Genomic DNA, 24,810 nt, shown 5'->3' on the forward strand with positions numbered 1-24,810 from the left:
CAGCGTGTCGGTACTGGTTCTCGCCCTCGCCGTGAGCGCGGCCTTCTGCCTGGGCACCGGATTCGTGCTGCAGCAGAACGCCGCGCAGCAGGCGCCGCTCAGCGACTTCCTCTCGCCACGGCTGCTGCTGGACCTGATGAAGGTGCCCCGCTGGCTCGGCGGCATCGGCCTGATGGTGGTGGGCATGGCGCTCGGCGCCGTCGCGCTGGCCCGTGGCGAGATCTCCCTGGTCGAGCCGCTCGTCGCCACGAACCTGCTGTTCGCGCTGGCGGAGTCCCGCCGGCAGACCAAGCAGCCGCTGGGCCGTCAGGGCTGGGCGGGGCTCGGGCTGCTCGCCGGTGGCGTCACGGCGTTCATCGTGGCGGGCCGGCCCAGAGCGGGCGTCGCGGTCACGGATCCCCTGCGGCACTGGCTGATCATCGGCGTCATGGTCGGGCTCGCACTGCTGCTGACGACGTACGCGAAGAAGTCGCGGCTGATCATCGGGCCGGTGCTGCTGGGCCTCGCGGCGGGGCTGCTGTACGGGGTGCAGGACGCGCTGACCCGGGTGAGCGGACAGCGGCTCTCGGCGGGCGGCTGGGCGGAGTTCGTCACCGGCTGGCAGCCCTACGGTGTGCTGGTGCTCGGGGTGACGGGGCTGATCCTGGTGCAGAGCGCGTTCGAGACGGCACCGCTGCGGATGTCCCTGCCCGCGCTGACCGCCGCCCAGCCGCTGGCCGGGATCGTGTGCGGGGTGGGCTTCCTCGGGGACCGGCTGCGCACCGACACCGGCGCGCTGGCCTGGGAGGCGGCGGGGCTCGCGGGGATCGTCCTCGGCATCGTGCTGCTCGGTCTGCACCCGGCCATGCCCCGGGGGACGGCGGAACCGGAACGGGAGAGGGATCTCCAGCCCGGATGAGGCACGGTTCCTCCGCGCACGGGCGGAGCCCGGGCCTCGCGCCCGGGAAGGGGCCGGGCCCGGCCGGGCGACCGCCGGTCGCTGCTGCTTGGATGAGTCCATGAGTGCCGCTGACGAACTCCTCGACATCGTGGACGAGAACGACAGGGTCATCGGCCAGTCGCCGCGCGGTGAGGCGTATGCGCGCGGGCTGCGCCACCGGTGTGTGTTCATCCAGGCGCGGGACGGGCAGGGGCGGCTCTTCGTCCATCGCCGCACCCCCACCAAGCTGGTCTTCCCCTCGCTGTACGACATGTTCGTCGGCGGGGTGGTCGGCGCGGGCGAGGCCTACGACGACGCCGCCCTGCGGGAGGCGGAGGAGGAACTCGGCGTCAGCGGGCTGCCCCGGCCCGAGCCGCTGTTCAGGTTCCTGTACGACGACGGCGCCGGCCGCTCCTGGTGGTCCGCGGTGTACCAGGTCCGCTGTGAACTGCCCGTCAGCCCTCAGGTCGAGGAGGTCGCCTGGCACGCCTTCCTGCCGGAGGAGGAGGTGGAGCGCCGGCTGCCCGAGTGGGAGTGGGTCCCGGACGGTCTGGCCGCGTACGAACGGCTCAAGGAGCACCGCCGGCCGACGGCCTGACCTCCTCGCCCGCGCCGACGGGGCTTCGCCGGCCCGCTCCGGCCGCGCCCGCCGAAGCCCCGCCGAAGCCCCTGGGGGCGGACCGGTAGGGTCCTGTTCGTGAGCGAATTCGTGCGGAACGTCCGGCTGTGGTTCGCGCCGCAGGAGATCCGGCAGGAAGGCCGTACGCCCGACTACCGCTTCTCGCTGGCCAACGAGCGCACCTTTCTGGCCTGGCTGCGGACCGCGCTGGCGCTGATCGGCGGGGGCTTCGCGGTGGACCAGTTCCTGCCGGGTCTGCGCTGGGCCTGGCGGGCCGGGCTCGCCCTGGGGCTGCTCACCGCCGGAGTGCTGTGCGCGCTGCGCGCCATCAACCACTGGGTGCGCTGCGAACGGGCGATGCGGCGCGGCGAGGACCTTCCCGCGTCCCGGTTCCCGGCGCTGCTGAGCATCGCCGTCGCCGTGGTGGCCGTCGCGATGGTCGTGATCGTTCTCTTCGGCTGGGCGGGATGAGCGTCCCGGCCCCGGAGCGCGATCCGGGACTCCAGCCCGAACGCACCCGGCTCGCCTGGCGTCGTACCACCCTGTCGTGCACGGTGGCCGCGGTGCTGGCCGCGAAGGCGGCGCTGCACGGCGGGACCGGGGCCGGCCTGGTCGTGGTCACCCTGTGCGGCCTGCTCTGGCTGGGCTTCCTGGCCGTCGCCCATGGCCGTATCCGCGCGCTGGCCACCGCGGAGGCCGGGCGTCCGCCGCGCCTGCGGCCCCGGCATGCCGCCGCCGCGACCCTCTGCACGGCCGCTCTCGCGTTGTGCGCGGTCGCGCTGGTGTTCTGAGCGCGCGCCCTGAACGCCCGGCGTGCGAGGTCCCGGAACCGGACACGACACCCCGGCCATCGCGGTGCCGTTGCCGACTGGCAGGCTTGATCACCCGTTGACGACGACTCAGGGGGTCCCATGACCGCAGCGGAGCCGTACACGTTCGCACTCGCCGACGACGTGCACGCCTACATCCAGCCGGACGGCGGATGGTGTCTGAACAACGCCGGGTTCGTGGGGGACGGGTCCACGACCCTGCTCGTCGACACCGCGGCGACCGAACGGCGGGCCCGCGCGCTGGCCGCCGCGGTCGCGGCCACCGGGGCGCCCGCGCCGCGGTTCGTCGTCAACACCCACCACCACGGCGACCACACCTACGGCAACGGCCTCTTCGCGTCGTCCGCGACGATCGTCTCGCACGTCGACTGCCGACGGGAGGCGCTGGCGAGCGGGCACAACCTGGAGCTCGTGTGGCCGGAGGTCGACTATGGGGACATCCGCATCCAGGGCGCCGACCTGACGTACACCGACCGCACTACGGTGCACGTCGGCGGGATCGACGCGGAGATCATCCATCCCGGTGTCGCCCATACCGTCGGGGACTCCGTGGTGTGGCTGCCGCACCGGCGGGTGCTGTTCGCAGGCGACCTCGTCTTCGAGGGCGGTACGCCGTTCGTCCTGATGGGGTCGCTGAGCGGCTCACTGCGCGCCCTCGACGTGCTGCGCGGCCTCGGCGCCGAGACGGTGGTGCCGGGCCACGGCGGGATCACCGACCCGTCGGAGTTCGACCGCACCGAGCGCTATCTGCGGTTCGTGGCGGAGGTGGCGCAGAAGCACCACGCGGCGGGGCGTACGCCGCTCGAGGCCGCGCTGGCCACGGATCTCGGGGAGTTCGCGCAGTGGCGGGAGAGCGAGCGGCTGGTGGCCAATCTGCACCGCGCCTACGCCGAACTGGACGGACGTCCTGAGGGCACTCCCCTGGATCTGCTGTCCGCCTTCCAGGACATGGCCGTCCTGAACGGCGGAGAGATGGTGGCCTGCCACGCGTGAGAGCACGGCGGCACAGCGCCGCCGTGACGGCCTCCCGGCCCCTCGGCGCCACGACGCGTTCGTGGCGCCGATCACGTTCGCACTGCATACTGGACTACATACCGACCGGTCGGCATCATGATGCAGGTCCCGTTTCGTCGTCCGTAGGAGCAATGATGAGCCCAGACCACCCGCCAGGTCTCGATCTCGACCGGCTGCGCGGCCTGCTCGACGCCGAACGGCCCGGCCTGGTCGACGGCCCGCTGACCGGCCGGCTGATCGAGGGCGGGCGGTCGAACCTCACCTACGCCGTCACGGACGGCACCGCCCGGTGGGTCGTACGCCGCCCGCCGCTCGGACATGTCCTGGCCACCGCCCACGACATGAAGCGCGAGCACCGGGTGATCAGCGCGCTGTACCCGACGGCGGTCCCGGTGCCGCGGACGGTACTGCTGTGCGAGGACGACTCGGTCCTGGGTGCTCCCTTCTATGTGATGGACTTCGTCGAGGGCACGCCCTACCGCACCGCCGAGCAACTGGCCCTGCTCGGCCCCGAGCGGACCCGGAACGCGCTCCTCGGTCTGGTGGACACCCTGGTCGAGCTGCACGCGGTCGACCCTGCCGAGGTGGGGCTCGCCGACTTCGGCCGCCCCGAGGGCTTCCTGGACCGGCAGCTGCGCCGCTGGGGCAAGCAGCTGGACGCCTCCCGCAACCGCGAGCTGCCCGGCATCGACGAGCTGCACGCGGCCCTCGGCCGCTCGCTGCCCGTCTCGCCCGCGCCCACCGTGATCCACGGCGACTACCGCCTGGACAACGTGCTGCTGGGCGACGACGACCGGATAGCCGCCATCCTCGACTGGGAGATGTCCACGCTCGGCGACCCGCTCACCGACGTCGGCCTGCTGGTGATGTACAGCGTGCCCCTGCGGCTCGAGGACTCCCCCATCTCCACCACCGCCACCGCCGCGGGACACCCCGACCCGGCCGAGCTGATCGAGCGCTACGCCGCCCGCTCGGGACGCGACCTCACCGCCGTCTCCTGGTACACGGCGTTCGCCTGGTTCAAGCTCGCCGTGATCCTCGAGGGCATCCACTACCGCTACACCCTCGGCCAGACCGTCGGACGGGGCTTCGACCGCATCGGCGAGCTGGTGCCCCTCTTCATCGAGCACGGCCTGACCACCCTCCAGGAAGGCTGATCCGCCATGGACTTCGCATTCGACGCGCGCACCGAGGAACTCCGCGCCAAGCTGCTCGCCTTCATGGACGAGCACGTCTACCCGGCGGAGGCCGTCGCCGAGGAGCAGCGCGCACAGCTCGCCTCGCCCTGGGACACCCCCGCGATCGTCGGGGAACTCAAGGCCGAGGCCCGCCGGCAGGGTCTGTGGAACCTGTTCCTGCCGGACGCCGAGTACGGCGCCGGGCTCACCAACCTCCAGTACGCCCCGCTCGCCGAGATCACGGGCCGCTCCCCGCACCTCGCGCCCACCGCGCTGAACTGCGCCGCGCCCGACACGGGCAACATGGAGGTGCTGGCCCAGTTCGGCGACGAGCGGCAGCGGAAGCAGTGGCTGGAGCCGCTGCTCGCCGGGGAGATCCGGTCGGCGTTCGCGATGACCGAGCCGGAGGTGGCCTCCTCGGACGCCACCAACATCACCACGCACATCCAGCGCGACGGCGACGACTACGTGATCACCGGTCGCAAGTGGTACATCTCCGGGGCGATGAACCCGGACTGCAAGATCTTCATCGTGATGGGCAAGACGGACCCGGACGGGCCCGACATCCGCCGTCAGCAGTCGATGGTGCTGGTCCCGCGCGACACCCCTGGTGTGCACGTCAAGCGCGCGATGCAGGTCTACGGCTACGAGGACCACTCCCACGGCGGTCACGCCGAGGTGGTCTTCGACCACGCGCGCGTGCCGGTGTCCAACCTGATCGGCGAGGAGGGCGGCGGCTTCGCCATCGCGCAGGCGCGGCTCGGTCCGGGCCGGATCCACCACTGCATGCGGCTGATCGGCATGGCCGAGCGGGCGATCGAGCTGATGTGCCGACGGGCCGTCTCGCGCACCGCGTTCGGCAAGGCGCTGGCCCAGCAGGGCGTCGTGCACAACTGGATCGCCGACGCGCGCGTGGCCGTGGAGCAGCTGCGGCTGCTGGTTCTGAAGACCGCGTGGATGATGGACACGGTCGGCAACCGCGGCGCCCACACCGAGATCCAGGCCATCAAGATCGCCACCCCGCGCACGGTCGTCGACATCATCGACCAGGCGGTCCAGCTGCACGGCGCGGGCGGGGTGAGCCAGGACTTCCCGCTGGCCGAGCTGTGGGCGGCGGCCCGGACGCTGCGGCTCGCGGACGGCCCGGACGAGGTGCACCAGCGGTCGCTGGCGCGCCGGGAGCTGAGGAAGTACGTGTGAGACACGCGTGAGGGGCGGCCGTGGAGACGGCCGCCCCTCACGCGTGCGCGCAGGCTCAGGGCCGCAGGGCCCGCAGCAGCAGATCCGCCAGATGGTCGGCGACCTGCTGGGGGGTGAGCGGTCCGTCGGGGCGGTACCAGGTCGACAGATGGTGCACCGAGCCGAAGTGGTAGTCGACCACGAGGTCGGCGGGCGTGGCGGTGGAGAACACGCCTTCCTTCTGGCCCTCTTCGATCAGCGCGCGGAACCGCTCGTGGTAGCGGCGCCGCTCGGCGCGGACCTGCTTGTACTTCTCCGGGCTGAGATGGTGCATCGACCGGAAGAAGATCATCGCGTCGTCGAGGTTCTCGATCGTGGTGACGACGACGTCCGCGGCGGCGCCCCGCAGCCGCTTCTCGATCGGCTCGTCGGCGTCCGCGAAGGCGTCGAGGCGCTCCTGCTGGACGCGCAGCACGCGCGCGTACACCTCGTGCAGCAGATCGTCCTTGGAGCCGAAGTAGTGGTACAGCGCCCCCTTGGTGACGCCGGCCGCCTCGACGATCTCCTGCACGGAGGTGCGGTCGTAACCCTGGTCGGCGAAGAGCCGGGTGGCGGCGGCCAGCAGCCGCTGCGGGACGGGCGTACCGTCCCCGTCCGTCGTTCTGGGCACTGCCGCCACCTGCCTTTCCTCGATGTCCACCCGATGTCTACCGGATCGTCTGCGATCGGGAACGCAGTTCCCGCCGGAGGATCTTCCCACTCGCCGTCTTCGGCAGGTCGGGCAGGATCTCCACCTGGCGCGGGTATTTGTACGCGGCCAGTCTCTCCTTGCAGTACGCGGCGAGCGCGTCCGGGTCGCTCTCGGCGCCCGGCCGGAGGCTGATGAACGCCTTGACCGTCTCCCCCCGGTAGCCGTCCGGCACGCCGACGACGGCCGCCTCGCGCACTGCCGGATGGGTGTAGAGGACGTCCTCGACCTCGCGCGGCCACACCTTGAAGCCGGACGCGTTGATCATGTCCTTCTTGCGGTCGACGACGTACAGCCAGCCCTGTTCGTCCATGAACCCGATGTCGCCGGTGCGCAGTTCCCCGTCCGGGAAGGTCTCGGCGGTGGCGTCGGGCCGTCCCCAGTAGCCGGGCACGACCTGCGGGCCCCGCACGACGATCTCGCCCTGTTCGCCGAACGGCACCTCCGCCCCCTGGTCGTCGACGATACGGACGACCGTGTCGGGACCCGGCACGCCGACGGCCAGCGTCCCGGAGACGGGGTCCACGGGGGCCTCCCGGCCGGGCGGCACGGAGGCACAGGGGGCGGTGCACTCGGTGAGGCCGTAGCCGTTGCGGATGTACGGCCCGAAACCGGCCCGGAACTTCTCCACCAGGGCGGGCGGCAGCGGGGCTCCGCCGGAGGAGATGCCGTGGAAGGAGGAGAAGTGGTCCGGGGTGACGGACGGGTGGGCGGCCAGCGCCATGAAGGCCGTCGAGGGGCCCACGGTGTAGTGCGGCCGGTGCTCGGCGAACGCGTCGAGGACGACGCCCGGGTCGAAGCGGTAGGCGAGGACGAGCACGCCTCCGCTGACGAGGCAGGCCGCCAGTTCCGCCACCATGCCGGTGATGTGGAACAGGGGTGCCAGCGCGAAGTAGACCGGCGCCTCGGGCAGTCCCAGTCCGGTGCGCTGCCGCTCGGCGTTGTACATGATGTTGCCGTGCGTGTTGGTGGCGCCCTTGGGGGTGCCGCTGGTGCCGGAGGTGTAGCTGATCAGCGCGATGCCGGCGGGCGCCGGGTCGCGGCCCTCGGGCGCCGGGTGGCCCTGCCGGGCGACGGCCACGAGGTCGTCCGCGTCGGCGGCCGGTTCCGCCCGCTCGAAGGTCAGCACGCGCGCGTCGCCCCGGGTCTGCAGGTCCAGCTCGCAGGCGGTGAGCACGATGCGGACCGACGAGCCCTCGGCGGTGTCGCGCAGATAGGCCTCCCAGGCGCGGTCGGTGCACACCAGGGCGCTCACCTCGGCGTCCTTCAGGACGTGGGTGACCTCGCCCGACTTGTACATCGGGTTGACGGGCACGACGGTCGCGCCCGCCTTCCAGGCCCCCAGCAGCGCGATCACGAAGTGCGGGGAGTTCTGCAGCATGATCGCGACCCGGTCGCCGGGCCCGAGGCCGCGGGCGGCGAGGTGCCCGGCGACCGAGTCGGTGAGCTCGTCCAGCTCCGCGTAGGTGATCCGGCCGTCGAAGTAGGCGAGGGCGGTGCGGTCCCCGGGGATCGTGCGCAGGGCGTGCACCAGGGAGTCGGCGGGGCTGATGGGGGCGCGCTGGGCGTCGTCGAGCAGGGCGAGCCAGGGCTTGAGGGCGTAACGGGACGTGCTCACTGGGCGGACTCCCACTTCTGCTGGAGGTGGTTCATGTTCGTCAGCCAGTGGTCCGGCTCGGTGGCGCGCGCCTGGTAGTACGCGGCGACCTCGGGGTGCGGCAGAATCAGGAACCGGTCCTCCGCGATGCCCTTCATGAGCGCGTCGGCGACGTCCGCCGGTTCGATCGCGGTCGGGACGAGCACCAGTTCACCGGCGCTTCCCGAGGCGGTCAGCATGTCGGTGCGTACGCCCTGGGGACAGATCGCGTGGACCTTGACGCCGCGGTGGCGATAGGTCAGCGAGAGCCACTCGGCGAAGGCATAGGCCCCGTGCTTGGTGACGCTGTACGGCGCAGCGCCGATCATGGTGAGCAGTCCGGCGGCCGAGACGGTGGAGACGAAGCGGCCCTCGCCGCGCTCCAGCCAGGCGGGCAGCAGGGCCCGGGCGGCGCGGACGTGCGCCATGACGTTGACGTCCCAGGCCTGCGCCCAGACCTCCTCGTCGGCGGCCTCGGTGCCGCCGGAGCCGAGGCCCGCGTTGGCGCAGTAGATGTCGACCGTGCCGCCGAGGGCGTCCTGTGCCTCGGCCACGATCGCGGAGGCGTCGCCCGGAACCGCGACACCGCCGATCTCGTCGGCCACGGCCTTCGCCCGTCCGGCGTCCAGGTCGTTGACGACGACCCGGGCTCCCTCGGCGGCGAAGCGGCGGGCCAGGGCGGCCCCGATCCCGCCGCCCGCCCCGGTGACGACCACTCCGGCATCCTGCACGGCTTCCACCATCGGTCTCCTTCGACGCGACGCGACTGGGCTCTGCCGCAGTCGGCTCTGCTGCGATCACCAGACTAACCAGTCGGTATGTAACGAGGGAAGAGGCTGCTCCGATGGCGCGTGCGCATGACAGTTCCGTCGATCACGGAGGTCACCGCATGAGTCTGTCCAGACGGGAGCTGCTCACCGCGACCACGGCGACGGCCGTGTCGGTCTCCGCAGCCACCGCGTCCACCGCGCCCGCGACGCCCGCGGAGCCCACCGCGTCCGCCGGCGGGCGCGGCCCACGCGTGCGCACCGGATTCGAGCGGCTGGCCGCGGACGGCTATGCGCTCCTGCACGGCCGGCGGGTCGGGGTGGTCACCAATCCGACCGGTGTGACCCGGGAGCTGCGCCACATCGTCGACGTGATGCACGCGGACCACCGGGTGGACCTGGTCGCGGTCTTCGGCCCCGAGCACGGCTTCCGCGGCACCGCCCAGGCGGGCGGCTCGGAGGGCCGCCACGACGATCCGGCGACCGGACTGCCCGTGTACGACACCTACGGAAAGAGCGGACAGCCGCTCGCGGACGTCTTCACGGCGTCCGGCGTGGACACGGTCGTCTTCGACATCCAGGACGTGGGCGCCCGCTTCTACACCTACATCTGGACGATGTACGACTGCATGGAGGCGGCGCGGCTGGCGGGCAAGCGGTTCATGGTGCTGGACCGGCCCAATCCCGTGACCGGCCGGTCCGCCCAGGGGCCCGTCCTGCACAAGGAGTTCGCGAGCTTCGTGGGACGGCAGCCGGTCTCCCAGGCGCACGGGATGACGGTGGCGGAGCTGGCGCGGCTGTTCAACGGCGAGTTCCTGAGCACGCCGGTCGCCCTGGAGACCGTCCTGATGAAGGGCTGGCGTCGGCCGGACCTCTACGACGCCTCCGGCCTGCCCTGGGTGCCGCCGAGCCCGAACATGCCGACGCCCGACACCGCGCTGGTCTACTCGGGAACCTGTCTGTTCGAGGGCACGAACCTCTCGGAGGGACGCGGCACCACCCACCCCTTCGAACTGCTCGGCGCCGAGGGCATCGACGGGCGGTGGGCCGCCGCGGCGGAGCGACTGGGGCTGCCCGGGGTGCACTTCAGGGAGGCGTACTTCGTGCCCACGTTCGACAAGTTCCGGGGCAGGACCGTGGGGGGTGTGCAGATCCATGTGCACGACCGGGCCGCCTACGACCCCGTGCGCACCGGGATCGCGCTGCTCGTGACCGCCAGGAAGGTGTGGAGCGGCTTCGCCTGGCGCCCCGACAACTGGATCGACAAGCTCACCGGCTCCGCGCGGGTGCGCACGATGATCGACGCGGGGGCGGCGGCCGACGAGGTCGTGGCCGCGTGGCAGGACGAGCTGAGCGGCTTCCGGCGGGTCCGCGAGGAGTATCTCGTGTACGGATGAGTCATGACGTATGGCCAACTTCCCCCGGTCGGCAGGACGATGCGGACAGACTGCGATCGGCCCGGGGCGAAGGGGGTCCGTCATGGCGGTACCGGCGATCGGTGTGGATCCTTACTGGGAGCTGACCTTCGACGCGGACGGGGACGTGGACGCCCCCGAGCGGGACCGGCTGCTCGCCGAGGTGTCCCGGCACGGAGTGCGGGACCTGCTGGTCTTCGCGCACGGCTGGAACAACGAGCGCTCCGGGGCGACCCGGCTCTACGAGCGCTTCTTCGCGCCGGTGCCCGCGCTGGCGCCGAAGGCCCGCCTGGGCTACGCGGGGGTGATCTGGCCGTCGATGATGTTCGCGGACGAACCGGTCCCCGACTTCCCGGCGTCGGCCGTGGCCGAGACTCCCCCGGCCGCGCGGCCCGGGCTGGACGAGCACACCCGGCAGGCACTGCTGAAGGTCTTCCCCGACCGGGCGCCGGTGGTCGACGGGCTCTCCCGGCTGCTGGACCTGCGCCCGGACGACGACGCCTCGATGGCGGAGTTCGGCCGGCTGCTGCGGCTGCTGGTGGCGGTGGAACCGCAGGGTCCGCAGGCCGCGTGCCCCGCTGACACGGCACCCGAGGGGGCGCCCGGGAGCGGCCCCGAGATGCTGTGGGGCGACGTCCGGCAGGCGTGCCAGGACTTCGCGCGGGCGCTGGAGCGGGTGGAGGCGGCGGCACCGGGCGCGGAGGCGTTCTCGTTCACGCCGAAGGGGCTGTGGGACGGGGCGCTCGAGGTGCTGCGGCAGGCCACGTACTACGCGATGAAGCGGCGCGCGGGCACGGTCGGGGAGCGGGGGCTCGGGCCGGTGATCGGACGGCTGGCGCGGTCGGCCCCGGGGGTGCGGGTGCATCTCGTCGGGCACAGCTTCGGCGGACGGCTGGTGTCGTTCGCGCTGCGCGGGCTGCCGGACGGCGTGCGCACGGTGAAGTCCCTGACGCTGCTCCAAGGGGCCTTCTCCCACTACGCGTTCGCGGCCCGGCTGCCGGACGATCCGGCGTCCGGCGGCGCGCTGCACGACTGCCGCGACCGGGTGGACGGGCCCCTGGTGTGCTGCTGGTCCCGCTTCGACACCGCGCTCGGCACGCTCTATCCGCTGGCGTCACGGATGGCCGGGGAGGATCGCTCGCTGGCCGACGGAGTCACGGCGGACTTCGACATCGGACGCCTTCTGGGGCCGAGATGGGGCGCGATGGGCCACGACGGGATGCAGGCGGTGGACGGCACCCGGGCCCTGGCGCTCGCCGACGCGCTGCGGGGGCTGCCGTCGACGGGCTGCGTGAACGTGGACGCGTCCGCCGTGGTCTGCCACGGCGGACCGCCCTCCGGCGCGCACAGCGACATCGTGCACCGGGAACTGGCTCAGGTGGTGCTGGCGGCGGGCCGGGTGGTCTGACCCGCCGCCGCTCACGGCCTACCGGTGCGAGGTGTACTCCACCACCTGCTGGTACGTCGGCCGGTTCTGCCAGCTGATCTTGCCGTGCTTGATGCCGCCCAGGGTGCGCTGGACGATCGAGTCGGCACACCACTGGTCACCCGCCGAGCACTGGTCGTCGCCGGGGTACACCTGGGACGCTGTCATGCCGGCGGCCTGCTTGAGGCTGCCGATCAGGATGTCCCGGCAGGCGCTCAGGCTGCCGCCGCCGCAGTACGTCCGCGCCAGCGGGCCCTGGACCTGCTCCCCCAGCACCGTCCGGATGTCCTTGTCGACATAGCTCCACCAGCCGTACTGGAAGGAGCTTCCGGCGTGCGCGCCGGTCGGGCCGTGCGCGGCCGACGGGGACTCGTCGATCGGCAGGTCGGCACCGAACGCGGCGTACAGGTCGCTGCCCAGACCCGGCTCGAACTCGGCCTTCACCAGCAGCGGCCACCAGGCGTCCAGGATGCGGATCGCGTCGGCGTTGGCGTAGGTCTTCGAACCCGCAGAGGTCTCCGTGCGCTTGGCGCCGGCCGACACCCAGGTCTGCAGGGTGTGCACCGCGGCTGCGGCCGTGGAGTCGGTCACCGTCGAGCTGTCGACGACCTTCAGCAGCTTCGGCAGCACGTCCTCGGCCCGCAGATCGGCGAGCGCCGCGTCCGCCATCGCCTTGGTCAGCGAGGAGCGGGTCACCCCGCCGGCCGCCACCAGCTTCTTCACCCGGTCCTCGAGCAGATTGCCGCGGTGGACCGATCCCTCGCCCCAGGGAGCGGCCGTGTAGTCAGCGGCCTGCTTGTTGTTCCAGGAGACGTAGTAGTCCTGGTCGACGGAGTTGGGGTGCTGGGAGGGCGGTGTGTAGTCCGCCGTGTTCGTCGCCGGGTCCCAGCCCCGCCACTCGTAGGCCGCCTGCGCCCAGGTCGGGAACTCGGCGTCGACGCCGCTCGCGCGCACCGGGTTGTCACCGCTGTTGTAGTACGCGGTGTGCTGGGAGTCGGCGTAGAACCAGTTGAACGTGTAGTTGATGTGCTGCACGGCCTTCTGGAAGTCCTGCGGGCCCTTGACGAAGTCCGGGTCGTTCAGCATCTGGAAGCCGACGATCGAGTCGGCCTCGTGCAGATAGGACGAGCGCAGGGTGGTGTAGGCGACCTTCTTGCCGCCGACGGTCGCGCGGTACTGGACGGGACCGTACTTCGTCCGCCAGACCCGCATGGTGTAGGAGCCGGCCGCGGTTCCGTCGGCGACGGTCGGGTTCCAGGCGTTCTTCTGCTCGATCTCGTCCATGGCGGTGCAGGTGCCGTGGTACAGGTAGTGGTGGTCGTCCTGGCACAGTTCGACGGCGTAGGTGTCGATGATGTCCTGGCCGGAGGTCGTGGCGCTCCACGAGTAGTCCTGGCCGCGGCCCAGTTCGACGTACATGCTCAGGCCCGCGAAGGAGGCGCCGCGGGCGCTGATGCCCGGCCCCTGGATCTCCTGGAGCATCAGCAGCTGGGGCGCGAAGTAGCCGGTCTGCGGCCCGAAGACGGCGACGGGGTGGCCGCTCGCGGTGTACTTGCCGCTGACCACCAGGGCGTTGGACATGCCGCGCCGGGCGGAGGTCAGAGCCGTGGCCGCCGCGGTCTTCGAGACGCGGGTGGCGCTCGAGGTGGCCGCGCTGCCGGTGCGGTCGTAGACGAGGGGCTCCTGGGTCACCGAACCGGCGTCGGGCAGCGCCTCGCCCTGCGGGTTGTCGGGCTTGGTGGCGTAGGGGAAGCTCTCACCGTCGTGGACGGTGAGGACTGCCTCGGGGTCGTTGCGCTCGCGGAAGGACTCCCAGACCTTGGTGCCCTCCGCCACCCCGTACTTGGACTGGGCGGCGAGCAGGGAGACGGCGTTGTCGACCTCGCCGCCGCCGCCGGAGCCGAACAGCGCGCCGATGACGGAGGCCAGCGCGACCAGGTCGGTCACCTTGAAGTGCTCTATGGTGCCGGCGTTGGTGATGGAGTCCTTGTGGCCGGTCAGGACGTACTCGCCGGGGAAGTAGCGGCCGCTGTCGGAGGCGTCGATGTAGGAGTTGATCCCGGCGAGGTAGGCGTTGACGTCGTCGAGAGCCTGCTTGCCGCGGTCACCGGCGGCTGCCACCGCGCGGTCGATCTGGCCCTGGAGGTCGGCCTCGCTGTAGGGCGCGTTGCGCCAGAACTGCTGTTCAAGGCCCTGGTTGGAGGCCGCACCGCCCGCGAAGGAGGTCAGCTGGCCGCGTCCGACGTGCCGGAAGACGTCCATGAGCCACAGCCGGTCCTCGGCCGCCGCATACCCGGCTCCGAACTCGGTGCCGTATCGAGTGGTACCGGTGATGTGCGGGACGCCCGTCTTCTTGTCGCGGACGATCGTCACGTCGCCGCGGCCCGCGGGCTTCTCGGTGGAGGCGACTTGATCGGACGGCACGCCGAACGACGCGTCGTTGAAGAAGGTGTTGATCTTGGCGTCGGTGAGCCCGGAGTAGCCCTTGGCCAGGTTGGCGTACGGGCCGAGCTGGTCCTCGGCGTGGCTGGGCTGAGTGCCGAAGGCCTGGTTGAGCAGGATCTGGGCGAGGGTGGCGTTGCCGTTCTCGCCCGGCGGAAGGATGTCCGAACACTGGCCGCCGCAGTAGTCGTTGGCGGCCGTGGCGTCCGCGGCGGTCGCGGTGCCGGAGGCCGCGGTCGCGGAGATTGGCGACAAAAGACCGCCTACGACGATGCATATCGCGGCGGCTCTGAGGAACTTCGGGAATCTGCGGGGAGTTCTCAGTCTGTCGAGGACGTTGCGTGGGGCGCGCTGTGGCATAGCAGCTCCTCCCAACGGTGGGGGTCCCTTCGCTCCGGCGGAGCCGAGAGCTCGGGATTGGGGGCGGCCGGACGTTACCGCCGGTATCCCCGCGATTGAAGATGAACACGCGTCAACTTTCAACCGTTCGGGAGTCGGCTTGGGGAGGTCATCGAAAAAGGATGGAGCCGAATCGCTTGTCGATACGTCTATTCGGCGACGTCCGTACGACGACGCCGAGGTGACCGAAGTACAGCTGCAGGTGTGACGGAGGTGCAGGGCGATGGCCGGTTTCCGGAGTCTGGCGAGACAGGCACGAGATCCGAGGTGTGATCTGGCGCTACGGCGCTACTCGCTGCGCAAGTGCCTGGAGAAGTTCGCCCCTTACGGGCATCGGGCGACCTGGGACCACCTGTGCTCCCGGGCCGGGTTCGGTCCCGAGGACCGCTCCCCCGACCCGGCGCGGCTCGTGGCCGCACTGGAGGAGCTGGAGGAGGCCCGTTCCGTCTGGCTCGCCTACGAGGCCGAGTTCACCGAGCGCCGCAGGAAGGAGAAGCACGACGGACTGCGCCGTCCGGGCAGTGTCGACGACTGGCACCGGCTGACCTGGGGCGGTTTCGGCGTGGCCTGGTGCGACGACCCGCGGATCCACCCCCGTGAACCGCTGGCCGAGGTGCTGCGCCGGCTCATCGCCGCACTGGAGCGCGAGCCGGGCGCGTCCTGCCCGGTGTGCGCCGGAGAGCGCCTGATATGGCGCTACGACCTGGCCCACGAGCCGTCCTCGGGTCCGGTCTGCACGGACTGCGGCATCGTGGTCCCGTCACCCGTGCTGACGCCGGCGGCGCTGGCGGGGGCCCGGCGCACCCGGCTGCTGGTGACGGCGTGACAACAGCGCCCGAGGGCGCGGGGGTGCGCCGGGGATGCCGCACCCCCTGTCGCGACACGCAGCGGCCGTAGAAGTCGACCTCGCGCGGGCCGCGGCGGAGGGCACGGACTTCGCGGAGGTGCTGGGCATCACCAAGTGGGTGCCGCCGATCCCGCCCACCATGAGCGGTGAGGTGGAGTCCGCGCCCGACCTGCTGCCCTGGGTCGACATCGAGAACATCCAGCGATATCCGGACGTCTTCGAGCCCGGGGAGCCCGTCGTCCTGACGGAGAAGCTGCACGGTTCGGCGTGCCTGCTGACGTACGCCGTGGACGAGGACCGGGTGTACGTCTCCTCGAAGGGCTTCGGCGCCAAGTCCCTGGCGCTGCGGGAGGACCCGCGCAACCTGTACTGGCGGGCGGTGCGCGGCCACGGTGTCCCCGAGGCCGCCGCCCGGCTCGCCGAACGGCTCGGCGCGCGCCGGGTGGGGATCTTCGGCGAGGTGTACGGCGCGGGCGTGCAGGATCTGACGTACGGCGCCGACGCCCGCCGCGACACCCTCGGGTACGCCGTGTTCGACGTGTCCGCGGAGATCGACGGGACCCGGCGCTGGCTGGACGCCGCGGAGCCGCTCGACGGCGAACTCCCTCTGGTACCACGGCTGTTCGAGGGACCGAACGACATCGCTCGGGTGCTGGAGTACGCCACGGGACGGGAGTCCGTCTCAGGGCGGGAGCTGCATCCGCGGGAGGGCGTGGTGATCCGGCCGGTCGCCGAGCGGTACAGCCCGGCGACCGGGGGACGGGCGATCGCGAAGGCGGTCAGCCCGGCCTATCTGACACGCAAGGGCGGCACGGAGTACGAGTGAGGGGCGGGCCGGGGGCCGCTCAGCAGCAGTCCCCGGCCGGCTCCCGCTGCTCCGGTGCCCGGGTCCGCGCGCGTGCTCCGGACCCGGGTTCCACCATCAGCCGCGAGCCCGACCGCCGTTCGCCGAGGACGTCGTCCGGATTGGACAGCACACAGGTCTCCAGCGACAGACAGCCACAGCCGATGCAGTCCGTGAGGTGGTCGCGCAGCCGGCCGAGCTGGCTGATGCGCTCGTCGAGCTCGGAGCGCCACGCCTCGGACAGCCGGGCCCAGTCCTGCCGGGTCGGGGTGCGCTGCTCGGGCAGGGCGGAGAGCGCCTCGCCGATGGTGGCGAGCGGGATGCCGACACGCTGTGCGGCGCGTACGAAGGCGACGCGGCGCAGGGTGTCGCGGTGATAGCGGCGCTGGTTCCCTGGGGTGCGGCGGCTGCTGATCAGGCCCTTGGACTCGTAGAAGTGCAGGGCGGAGACGGCGGCGCCGCTGCGGGCGGACAGTTGACCGACGGTCAGCTCATGGATCTTCTCCGGTATCTGGGGCACCCGTCAGAGCCTACTCGTCGCTCCCGGGCCGGGTCCGTTGACAGGGGCCCCGCACATGGTCAGACTAAGCAGTTGCTTAGACATGCTGACGTCATCACGCGAGAGGCCGGGAACATGGCAGAGCCGAGGACCTTCACGTCCGCCGACGCACTGAAGGCGGCGGTGGGCGAGCAGCTGGGACACACCGACTGGCTGGAGATCGACCAGAAGCGGATCGATCTGTTTGCGGAGGCCACGGGCGACCACCAGTGGATCCATGTCGACCCCGAGAAGGCGGCCTCGGGCCCCTTCGGCACGACCATCGCCCACGGCTATCTCACGCTGTCGCTGCTCCCCCTGTTCGGGCCGCAGCTGATCGCGGTCGAGGGCGTGCGGATGGGCGTCAACTACGGGACGAACAAGGTCCGTTTCCCCGCGCCCGTACCGGTCGGTTCCCGGCTGCGCGCCACCGCGACGATCACCGGCGTGGAGGACGTGCCGGGCGGCGTGCAGGTGGCCGTCGCCTTCACCGTGGAGCGCGAGGGCGGCGACAAGCCGGTGTGCGTGGCCGAGTCGGTCTCGCGGTACTACCTCTGAGCGGTCGGGGCGGTCACTTCCCCGCCCCGACCATCCGCAGGACGAGGTCGGCGTAGAGCGCGCCGACCTCGTCGGGGGTGCGGGGGCCGTCGAGGCTGAACCAGCGGGCCACGTCGATGCACAGGGACAGTACGGCCAGCGTCGTGCCGCGCACGTCCGGCACCTCGAACTCGCCGGTGGCCACCCCGTCCTCGATGATCCCGCGCACCTCCGCGTCGACCTTGCGGCGCAGGGCGATGATCTCGGCGCGGGCGTCCGGGCCGAGCGAGTCCAGCTCGTACTGCACGACCCGGGCGACGGTGCGCCCCCCGGCGTGCCAGCGGACGAAGGAGCTGACGGCGTCGGCGAGCCGCTCGGTCGCGGTGCCCTCGCGCCGGGCCGCCGTCCGCAGGATCTCCAGGGCCTTCTCGTGCCCGATCCGGCTGATGCGGTGGAGGAGCTCTTCCTTGGTCTTGTAGTGGATGTAGAGCGCGGCCGGGCTCATGCCGGCGCGGCCCGCGATGTCGCGGGTCGTGGTCGCGTGGTAGCCGCGCTCGGCGAAGGCCTCCACGGCGGCCATGAGCAGCCGCCGGGCCGCGTCCGGGGTGACCTCGGCCCACGGCTGCGCCTCGGCGCCGCCTGTCTCCTCCGCCGTAGCCATCGCTCTCTCGCCCCTCTCGCCGACCGGACCCTCACCATACCGCCGAAGGTGAGCGAGCGCTTAGCCTGCCCGCTCAGCGGCGGGGGAACGAGCCGCGACGGGGCTTATCCGGCGTCCTGCCGGTCCCTGATCACCTTGGCCAGGGTGAAGGCGGAGGTCACGAGGTAGAGGACGGCGATCCCGAGAAAGGCGCGGACCCGGGCGTCGGCCTGCAACCGGACGATCCCCACGGCCGTGGCCCACCAGGGCCACGGCGAAGGACGCGACGGCCTGGACGTGGAAGGCGGCCGTGCTCTGCTGTCCGACCGGGTTCTCACTCATGGGCGCCAGGCTCGGGCGACACGGCTCCGGCCATCTGCGCACACGTACTCAAAGAGGTACTCAGAACGCCGTCCCCGGCCTGCGTCAGAACGCCGAGACCCCCGTCAGCGCGCGCCCGATGACCAGCTTCTGGATCTGGCTCGTGCCTTCGTAGAGGGTCATCACCCGGGCGTCGCGCAGGAGTTTGCCCGCCGGGTACTCGTCGATGTAGCCGTAGCCGCCGAAGACCTGGAGGGCGTTGTTCGCGGCCCGCACGGCCGCCTCGGAGGCGAAGAGCTTGGCCTTGGACGACTCGACCGCGAAGGGCAGCCCGCGGTCGATCAGATCGGCGACCCGCCAGGTCAGCAGCCGTGCCGCGTCCACGTCGACGGCGATGTCGCTGAGGAGTTCCTGGACCAGCTGGTGGTGGGCTATGGAGCGGCCGAACTGCTCACGCTCGCCCGCGTACCGGACGGCCGCGTCCAGGGCGGCCCTGGCGATGCCGACACAGCCCGCGGCGACCGACATACGCCCCTTGGCGAGCGCGGACATGGCGATGGTGAAGCCCTTGCCCTCGGGTCCCAGCAGCGCGGAGGCCGGCACCCGAACGTCCTCGAAGACCAGCTCGGCGGTGGCCTGGCCGCGCAGGCCGAGCTTGCCGTGGACCGTGCGGCGGGTGAGGCCGGGGGTGTCGGTCGGCACCAGGAAGGCGGAGACACCGCGGTGTCCCGGGGCGTCCGTGGAGCGGGCGAAGAGCAGCACCACATCGGCCCAGGTGCCGTTGGTGATGAACATCTTGGTGCCGTTGACGACGTAGTCCCCGCCGTCGCGGACCGCCCTCGTGGTGAGGTTGCCCGCGTCGGAGCCGGTGCCCGGCTCGGTGAGGCCGAAGCAGCCGACGTACGCGCCGGAGGTGAGTCCCGGCAGCCAGCGCCGCTTCTGCTCCTCGCTTCCCCAGGCGGCGATGGTCTTGGCGACCAGCCCGAGGGAAACCGAGACGATCCCGCGCACGGAGGAGTCGCCCCGGCCCAGTTCCTCGGTCACCAGGCAGTACGCGAGGTGGTCGCCGCCCGAGCCGCCGTACTCCTCGTCGACGGTGAGCCCGAGGAAGCCGACCTCGCCCAGCTTCTTGACGATGCCCCGGTCGACCTCCTCGGCCCGGTCCCAGGCGATGACATGCGGGGCGACCTCACGGGCCACGAAGTCCTCGGCCAGCCGCCGCACGGCGGTCTGCTCCTCGCTCAGCTCCAGATTCACGACGCGTCACCCCAAGGGAAGGTCCGGGAAGGGCGGGAGGAGATCCCGGATGGTCTTTGCGATCCGCACCTTTAAATTAGCACTGCTAGTTTTCGGGCACAGCCCTACTATGTGCGCCATGGCCCGACCGCGCAAGCCCCTCCTGAGCACCGACCGCATCGTCGACACGGCGCGGGCGCTGGTGGACGCGGAGGGTCTCGCTGCCGTCTCCACGCGCCGTCTCGCCGCGGAACTCGGGGTGAGCGGCCCCTCCCTCTACAACCACTTCCGCACCAAGGACCAGATCCTGGAGGCGGTGGCGGACTCGGTGAGCGCACAGGTCGACCTGTCGATGTTCGAGGACGGGCGGCCCTGGCGGAGGGCACTGCACGACTGGGCGGTCTCCTACCGGGCGGCCCTGCGCGCCCACCCGAACATCGTGCCGGTCCTGGCGCGCGGCCCCGGCCGCCGCCCGGCCGCACTGCGCCTCGCGGACGCCGTCTACGGCGCGATGGTGGACGCGGGCTGGCCGCCCGCGCAGGCCACGTCCATCGGTGCGCTGATGCGCTACTTCGTGATGGGCTCGGCGCTCGGCTCGTTCGCGGGCGGCTTCGTGGACGACGCGACGGCCTACGACCCGGCCGACTACCCGCACCTCGGCCAGGCCCACCGTCTCGCCGAGCAACAGGAGAAGATCGACGAGAGGGCCTTCGAGACCGGGCTCACGGCCCTGCTGGACGGGCTGGAGCAGCAATACCGGCAGATCCGACGGACCGCGTAGGAGAGCCCGGCCCTCGGAGGGAAGGGGCGCCCGGCACACTTCGGCGGGCGCCGAAGTGTTCGTACCGCATGCTGGGCACATGACGGGCCGAAAGGATGCGGGAGCGGCCGGGCTCGCGGCGCTCGCCGGGCTCATCGCCGACGAGACACGGGCCGCCTGCCTGCTGGCCCTGCTCGACGGGCGGGCCTGGACCGCCTCGGAGCTGGCACGGCACGCGGGCGTCGCGGCGTCCACGCTGAGCGAACACCTCGGCAGGCTCGTCGCGGGCGGGCTGCTGACCGAGGAGCGGCAGGGGCGGCACCGGTATGTGCGGCTGGCCGGACCGCGGGTCGCCCAGTTGGTCGAGGAGCTGGCCGCGCACGTCGAGCCGACTGTCCGGGCCGCGCGCCCGCGCACCCTGCGCGCGTCGGGCGCCGCAGCCGCGATGGCCCGTGGCCGCACCTGCTACGACCATCCGGCCGGCCGGCTCGCCATCGCGGTCGCCGACGCGTTCACCGCGCGCGGGCTGCTGTGCCAGGACACGGGGTTCGCGCTCACGGGCGCGGGGCTGAGGTGGTTCGACACCGCCGGCATCGGCCTCGACCGCACGGGCCGCCGTCCGCTGGTCCGCGCCTGTCTCGACCGGACCGAGCGCCGCCCCCATCTCGCGGGGGTGGCGGGCGCGGCCCTGTGCCGGCACGCCCTGGACGCGGGCTGGTGCGTGCGCATCGGCTCCGAGCGAGCCGTCAGGGTCACGGCGAAGGGCGAACAGGCGCTGTCCGCACTGCTGGGCATCGAGGCGGCGGCGCTGCGGTGAGCCATCCACATCCGCGTCCCCGGCACCGCGGTGAGCGTCCATGTCCCCGGCGTCGCGGTGAGCGTCCATGTCCCCGGCGTCGCGGTGAGCGCGGACGTCCTGTCCGAAAACCGCGAGCGTTCCCCTCTCCGCCCCTCCTAGCCTCTGGAGCATGATGAGCATCTCCCCCTCCCGGCTGGCCGCGGGCGCGGCCACGGTCACCGTGCTGCTGTGGGCCTCCGCCTTCGTCTCCGTCCGCAGTGCGGGTGCCGCGTACGCACCGGGTGCGCTGGCGCTCGGGCGGCTGCTGGCCGGCGCCCTGACGCTCGGGGTGCTCTGTCTGATACGCCGGGAGGGCCCCCCCGCCGCGGGCCGCGTGGCGCGGGATCGCGCTGTCCGGGGTGCTGTGGTTCGGCTTCTACATGGTCGCCCTCAACTGGGGCGAGCAGCAGGTCGACGCGGGCACGGCGGCCCTGGTGGTCAACGTCGGCCCCCTGCTGATCGCCCTGCTCGGCGCACGGCTGCTCGATGATCCGATGCCGCCGCGGCTGCTCGCGGGGATGGCGGTGTCCTTCGCCGGTGCCGTGACCGTGGGGCTGTCGATGTCGAGGGACGGCGGTTCCTCGGTGCTCGGGGTGGTGCTCTGTCTGCTCGCCGCGGTGGCGTACGCCGCCGGGGTCGTCGCGCAGAAGCCGGCGCTGGGGTCGGCCAGTCCGCTTCAGGTGACGACGTTCGGCTGTCTCGTCGGCGCGATCGGGTGTCTGCCGTTCGCCGGGCAACTGGTCCACGACGCGGCCGACGCGCCCCTGTCCGCGACGCTCAACGTGGTGTACCTGGGCGTCTTCCCGACCGCGCTGGCCTTCACGACCTGGGCGTACGCCCTGGCCCGTACGACGGCCAGCCGCATGGGCGCGACGACCTACGCGGTGCCCGCGCTGGTCGTCCTGATGTCCTGGCTGATCCTCGGCGAGGTGCCGGGCGTGCTGACGCTCGGGGGCGGCGTGCTCTGTCTGGCGGGCGTGGCGGTGTCCCGGTCGCGCCCCCGTCGTCCGGCCCCGATCCCAAACCCGAGCCCCGCGCCCGAGGGTCCGCGCACCGTGCCCGGCAGTCCGCACCCCATGCCGGACGATCCGCACGCCACGCCCGACCGGTTGCCGGCCGCCGAGTCCTAGGACGCACCTGACGACGCAGGGCCGCCCTCCGCGCGGCGACGCGCGTTTGACGACGGGCCCTAGAACACCACCAGCGCCCGGCCTCCCCTGCCCGCCAGCATGTTCTCGAACGCGCCCGGGATCCCCTCCAGAGCGATGCGTTCCGTCACCAGCGCCCCCAGGTCGAGGCGGCCCGCGAGCACATGCCCCGCCAGGACCGGCAGGTCCTCGGCCGGGTTCGAGTCGCCGTAGACGCAGCCCGCCAGGGTGCGGCCCCAGTGGAAGATCTCCAGGGCGTTGAAGGTGACCTGCTGGTCCTTGCCACCGATACCCACGACCGTCGTACGGCCGCCGCGGCGCGTGGCGTCCCAGGCCGCGCGGATGGTGGCCGCGCGGCCCACACACTCCACCGCCACGTCGACGCCCTGCTTGTCCGTGAGCCCGCGGATCTCACGCGGGGTCGTGTCGGAGGCGAGCAGATAGTCGGTGGCGCCCGCGATCCGGGCCAGCTCCTCCTTGGCGGGGGACACGTCGACCGCGACGATCCGCTCGGCGCCCGCGATCCGGGCCGCCTGCACGGCCGCGAGGCCCACCCCGCCGACGCCGAACACGGCCACCGTCTCCCCCGGCCGCACCCGGGCCGCATGGTGCACGGCGCCGTAGCCGGTGAGGACGGCGCAGCCGAGCAGGGCCGCGTCGGTGAGCGGCACCCCGTCCGGCGCCGGCAGCACACAGGAGGCCGCCACCACCGTCTCCTCGGCGAACGCGGCCACGTTGAGGCCGGGGTACAGATCGCTCCCGTCGTCCGCGCGCCGGGCATGGACGTCCCCCGAGCCGTTCAGCGCGTTCGCGCACAGCCACACCTCGCCACGCGCGCAGGCGTGGCAACCGCCGCAGGATGGCGCCCAGTTGAGGACGACCCCGTCGCCCGGCGCGACATGGGTGACGCCCTCTCCCACGGACACCACCGTCCCCGCGCCCTCATGGCCGAGGACCGCGGGCACCGGCACCCGCATGGTGCCGTTGGCCAGGGACAGGTCGGAGTGGCACACCCCGGCGGCGGCCAGCCGGACGCGGACCCGGCCGGGGCCCGGTTCCGGCAGCTCGATGCCGGTGACCTCCAGCGGGGCGCCGACGGCGGGCAGGACAGCGGCACGGACCATCTCGCTCAGCCTTCCTTGAACTGCAGTGACTTGGTCTGGAGATACTCGGCGAGTCCGTGCACACCCAGCTCACGGCCCACCCCCGACTGCTTGTAACCGCCGAAGGGGGCCCGGGGGTTGAAGCGGCCGCCGTTGATGTCGACCTGACCGGTCTCCAGCCCGCGTGCGAACGCGGCCGCCTCCGCGTCGTCACCCGCCCAGACGGCGCCGGCGAGTCCGTAGACCGTGCCGTTGGCGATCCGCAGCGCGTCCGCCTCGTCCTCGTAACGCAGGATCGACAGCACCGGGCCGAAGATCTCCTCCTGGGCGATCGTCATCTCCGGGGTGACGTCGGCGAAGACGGTGGGCCGGACGTAGTAGCCGCGTTCGCGCGGGGCGTCCGGGCCGCCCGCCACCAGCCGGGCGCCCTGGGCCACGCCCTGGTCGATGTGACCGCGCACCCGAGCCTGCTGGCGGGCGCTGACCAGGGGGCCGATGCGGTCGCCGTACTTGTCCGCGGCCGCGGCGGCCAGTGAGACCGCCTCCTCGTACCGGTCCCGGTGCACCAGCATCCGGGTCCAGGCGCTGCACGTCTGACCGGAGTTGGCCATCACGTTCGCGACGCCGACGTTCACCGCCCGGGCGAGGTCCGCGCTCGGCAGGATGACGTTCGCCGACTTGCCGCCCAGCTCCAGGGCGACCTTCTTGACGGCCGCGCCGGCGGTCGCGCCGATCTGCCGGCCCACCGCGGTGGATCCGGTGAACGAGACCAGGTCGACGCCCTCGTGCCCGGCGAGCGCCTGGCCCGCGACCGGGCCGAGCCCGGTGACGAGCTGGAACACCCCGGCCGGTACGCCCGCCTCGTGCACCGCCTCCGCGAAGAGCTGGGCGGTCAGCGGGGTGTCCTCGGCGGGCTTGAGGACGACGGTGCAGCCCGCGGCGAGCGCCGGGGCGACCTTGGCGACGATCTGGTGGAGCGGGTAGTTCCAGGGGGTGATGGCGCCCACGACACCGACCGGCTCGTGGTACACGACGGAGTTGCCGACCTTCTCCTCGAAGGCATGGCCGGCGGCGAGTTCGGCGTACGTGCCCGCCACCGCGATCGGCAGGCCCGCCTGGACGTTCCGGGAGAACTCCGGGGGCGACCCCAGTTCCGCCGTGACGGTCTCGGCGATCTCCTCCCGGCGGGCGGCGAGCACGTCCCGGAGGGCGCCGAGCCGCTCGGCCCGCCGGGCGGGCGGGGTGGCGGCCCACGCCGGGAGGGCGGCCCGCGCGGCCTGTACGGCGGCGTCGACGTCCTCGGCGGTGCCCGCCGGGACCCGGCCGATGACCTGCTCGTCCGCCGGGTTCACGACGTCGATGGTGTCCCGGCCGAAGGCGGGGCGCCAGGCGCCGTCGATGTACATGCCGTCATGTGCCTTCATCG

22 protein-coding genes and 3 pseudogenes are annotated in these 24,810 nt (G+C 72.3%); 15 read left to right on the top strand and 10 right to left on the bottom strand.

Annotated features, from left to right (window positions below):
- The first annotated feature begins 4 nt into the window (after window positions 1–4).
- The 7 genes from ACFY2Z_RS28040 to ACFY2Z_RS28070 all read left to right on the top strand — a co-directional run bounded on the left by ACFY2Z_RS28040 (window position 5) and on the right by ACFY2Z_RS28070 (window position 5,760).
- Entirely contained in the window at window positions 5–898 is an 894-nt protein-coding gene (locus ACFY2Z_RS28040; RefSeq protein WP_390746867.1) for a DMT family transporter, read from the top strand.
- Between the two features lie 100 nt (window positions 899–998).
- Window positions 999–1,517 carry an NUDIX hydrolase gene (locus ACFY2Z_RS28045; RefSeq protein ID WP_390746868.1) on the top strand — a complete coding sequence of 173 codons (519 nt, stop codon included), beginning with the start codon at window positions 999–1,001 and terminating at the stop codon, window positions 1,515–1,517.
- Between the two features lie 99 nt (window positions 1,518–1,616).
- Entirely contained in the window at window positions 1,617–2,009 is a 393-nt protein-coding gene (locus ACFY2Z_RS28050) for a YidH family protein (protein WP_390746869.1), read from the top strand.
- The gene (locus ACFY2Z_RS28055; protein WP_390746870.1) at window positions 2,006–2,329 is read left to right on the top strand and encodes a DUF202 domain-containing protein; all 324 of its coding nucleotides are present in this window, start codon (window positions 2,006–2,008) and stop codon (window positions 2,327–2,329) included. The genes ACFY2Z_RS28050 and ACFY2Z_RS28055 overlap by 4 nt, the downstream gene beginning before the upstream one ends.
- Window positions 2,330–2,449: 120 nt before the next feature.
- Window positions 2,450–3,361 carry an MBL fold metallo-hydrolase gene (locus ACFY2Z_RS28060; protein WP_390746871.1) on the top strand — a complete coding sequence of 304 codons (912 nt, stop codon included), beginning with the start codon at window positions 2,450–2,452 and terminating at the stop codon, window positions 3,359–3,361.
- Window positions 3,362–3,516: 155 nt separating this feature from the next.
- Entirely contained in the window at window positions 3,517–4,539 is a 1,023-nt protein-coding gene (locus ACFY2Z_RS28065; protein ID WP_390746872.1) for a phosphotransferase family protein, read from the top strand.
- Between the two features lie 6 nt (window positions 4,540–4,545).
- The gene (locus ACFY2Z_RS28070) at window positions 4,546–5,760 is read left to right on the top strand and encodes an acyl-CoA dehydrogenase family protein (protein ID WP_390746873.1); all 1,215 of its coding nucleotides are present in this window, start codon (window positions 4,546–4,548) and stop codon (window positions 5,758–5,760) included.
- A 55-nt stretch (window positions 5,761–5,815) separates the two neighbouring features.
- Here ACFY2Z_RS28070 and ACFY2Z_RS28075 read toward each other — a convergent pair whose 3' ends face one another.
- From ACFY2Z_RS28075 to ACFY2Z_RS28085, 3 genes are read right to left on the bottom strand one after another with little or no spacing between them, the layout of a single operon-like run.
- Window positions 5,816–6,409: a TetR/AcrR family transcriptional regulator gene (locus ACFY2Z_RS28075; protein ID WP_390746874.1), complete on the bottom strand. Its 594-nt coding sequence runs from the start codon at window positions 6,407–6,409 to the stop codon at window positions 5,816–5,818.
- Window positions 6,410–6,446: 37 nt separating this feature from the next.
- Entirely contained in the window at window positions 6,447–8,105 is a 1,659-nt protein-coding gene (locus ACFY2Z_RS28080; protein WP_390746875.1) for a class I adenylate-forming enzyme family protein, read from the bottom strand.
- Window positions 8,102–8,866: an SDR family oxidoreductase gene (locus ACFY2Z_RS28085; RefSeq protein WP_390746876.1), complete on the bottom strand. Its 765-nt coding sequence runs from the start codon at window positions 8,864–8,866 to the stop codon at window positions 8,102–8,104. The genes ACFY2Z_RS28080 and ACFY2Z_RS28085 overlap by 4 nt, the downstream gene beginning before the upstream one ends.
- 146 nt (window positions 8,867–9,012) lie before the next feature.
- Here ACFY2Z_RS28085 and ACFY2Z_RS28090 point away from each other — a divergent pair, with 146 nt between their 5' ends.
- Complete coding sequence (locus ACFY2Z_RS28090; RefSeq protein WP_390746877.1) at window positions 9,013–10,287, top strand: exo-beta-N-acetylmuramidase NamZ domain-containing protein; 1,275 nt, start codon at window positions 9,013–9,015, stop codon at window positions 10,285–10,287.
- Window positions 10,288–10,369: 82 nt separating this feature from the next.
- Window positions 10,370–11,713 carry a serine-threonine protein kinase gene (locus tag ACFY2Z_RS28095; RefSeq protein WP_390746878.1) on the top strand — a complete coding sequence of 448 codons (1,344 nt, stop codon included), beginning with the start codon at window positions 10,370–10,372 and terminating at the stop codon, window positions 11,711–11,713.
- An 18-nt stretch (window positions 11,714–11,731) separates the two neighbouring features.
- On the opposite strand, the gene ACFY2Z_RS28100 is transcribed toward ACFY2Z_RS28095, so the two are convergent.
- Window positions 11,732–14,533, bottom strand: a complete 2,802-nt coding sequence (locus ACFY2Z_RS28100) for a penicillin acylase family protein (RefSeq protein ID WP_390746879.1) — start codon at window positions 14,531–14,533, stop codon at window positions 11,732–11,734.
- Window positions 14,534–14,795: 262 nt separating this feature from the next.
- On the opposite strand from ACFY2Z_RS28100, the gene ACFY2Z_RS28105 reads away from it, so the two are divergent.
- Window positions 14,796–15,398 (top strand): hypothetical protein, encoded by a 603-nt coding sequence (locus ACFY2Z_RS28105; RefSeq protein WP_390746880.1) that lies wholly within the window; start codon window positions 14,796–14,798, stop codon window positions 15,396–15,398.
- 67 nt (window positions 15,399–15,465) lie between these two features.
- Window positions 15,466–16,245 (top strand): annotated as a pseudogene (locus ACFY2Z_RS28110) (RNA ligase (ATP)); the annotation flags it as partial.
- 19 nt (window positions 16,246–16,264) lie between these two features.
- Here the strand turns inward: ACFY2Z_RS28110 and soxR are convergent.
- The gene (gene soxR / locus ACFY2Z_RS28115; RefSeq protein WP_390746881.1) at window positions 16,265–16,783 is read right to left on the bottom strand and encodes a redox-sensitive transcriptional activator SoxR; all 519 of its coding nucleotides are present in this window, start codon (window positions 16,781–16,783) and stop codon (window positions 16,265–16,267) included.
- A 114-nt stretch (window positions 16,784–16,897) separates the two neighbouring features.
- Between soxR and ACFY2Z_RS28120 the strand changes: the two genes are divergently transcribed.
- A complete protein-coding gene (locus tag ACFY2Z_RS28120) occupies window positions 16,898–17,359 on the top strand; it encodes a MaoC family dehydratase (protein ID WP_355908894.1) in 462 nt (153 codons plus the stop codon).
- Window positions 17,360–17,372: 13 nt separating this feature from the next.
- Here ACFY2Z_RS28120 and ACFY2Z_RS28125 read toward each other — a convergent pair whose 3' ends face one another.
- The 3 genes and pseudogenes from ACFY2Z_RS28125 to ACFY2Z_RS28135 form a co-directional block, all read right to left on the bottom strand.
- Complete coding sequence (locus ACFY2Z_RS28125) at window positions 17,373–17,999, bottom strand: TetR/AcrR family transcriptional regulator (RefSeq protein WP_390746882.1); 627 nt, start codon at window positions 17,997–17,999, stop codon at window positions 17,373–17,375.
- A 104-nt stretch (window positions 18,000–18,103) separates the two neighbouring features.
- Window positions 18,104–18,320 (bottom strand): annotated as a pseudogene (locus ACFY2Z_RS28130) (YiaA/YiaB family inner membrane protein).
- An 84-nt stretch (window positions 18,321–18,404) separates the two neighbouring features.
- Window positions 18,405–19,556, bottom strand: a complete 1,152-nt coding sequence (locus ACFY2Z_RS28135) for an acyl-CoA dehydrogenase family protein (protein WP_390746883.1) — start codon at window positions 19,554–19,556, stop codon at window positions 18,405–18,407.
- Between the two features lie 118 nt (window positions 19,557–19,674).
- Between ACFY2Z_RS28135 and ACFY2Z_RS28140 the strand changes: the two genes are divergently transcribed.
- From ACFY2Z_RS28140 to ACFY2Z_RS28150, 3 genes and pseudogenes are all read left to right on the top strand, one after another.
- A complete protein-coding gene (locus ACFY2Z_RS28140) occupies window positions 19,675–20,316 on the top strand; it encodes a TetR/AcrR family transcriptional regulator (protein WP_390746884.1) in 642 nt (213 codons plus the stop codon).
- A gap of 79 nt (window positions 20,317–20,395) precedes the next feature.
- Window positions 20,396–21,112 (top strand): ArsR/SmtB family transcription factor, encoded by a 717-nt coding sequence (locus ACFY2Z_RS28145; protein ID WP_390746885.1) that lies wholly within the window; start codon window positions 20,396–20,398, stop codon window positions 21,110–21,112.
- Window positions 21,113–21,266: 154 nt separating this feature from the next.
- A pseudogene (locus ACFY2Z_RS28150) lies at window positions 21,267–22,263 on the top strand (DMT family transporter).
- A 59-nt stretch (window positions 22,264–22,322) separates the two neighbouring features.
- Here ACFY2Z_RS28150 and ACFY2Z_RS28155 read toward each other — a convergent pair.
- Complete coding sequence (locus tag ACFY2Z_RS28155; RefSeq protein WP_390746886.1) at window positions 22,323–23,405, bottom strand: Zn-dependent alcohol dehydrogenase; 1,083 nt, start codon at window positions 23,403–23,405, stop codon at window positions 22,323–22,325.
- 5 nt (window positions 23,406–23,410) lie between these two features.
- Complete coding sequence (locus ACFY2Z_RS28160) at window positions 23,411–24,808, bottom strand: aldehyde dehydrogenase family protein (RefSeq protein WP_390746887.1); 1,398 nt, start codon at window positions 24,806–24,808, stop codon at window positions 23,411–23,413.
- Window positions 24,809–24,810: the final 2 nt, after the last annotated feature.

This window comes from Streptomyces sp. NPDC001222, from assembly GCF_042896945.1.
In the GTDB taxonomy this organism is placed as follows: domain Bacteria; phylum Actinomycetota; class Actinomycetes; order Streptomycetales; family Streptomycetaceae; genus Streptomyces; species Streptomyces gibsoniae.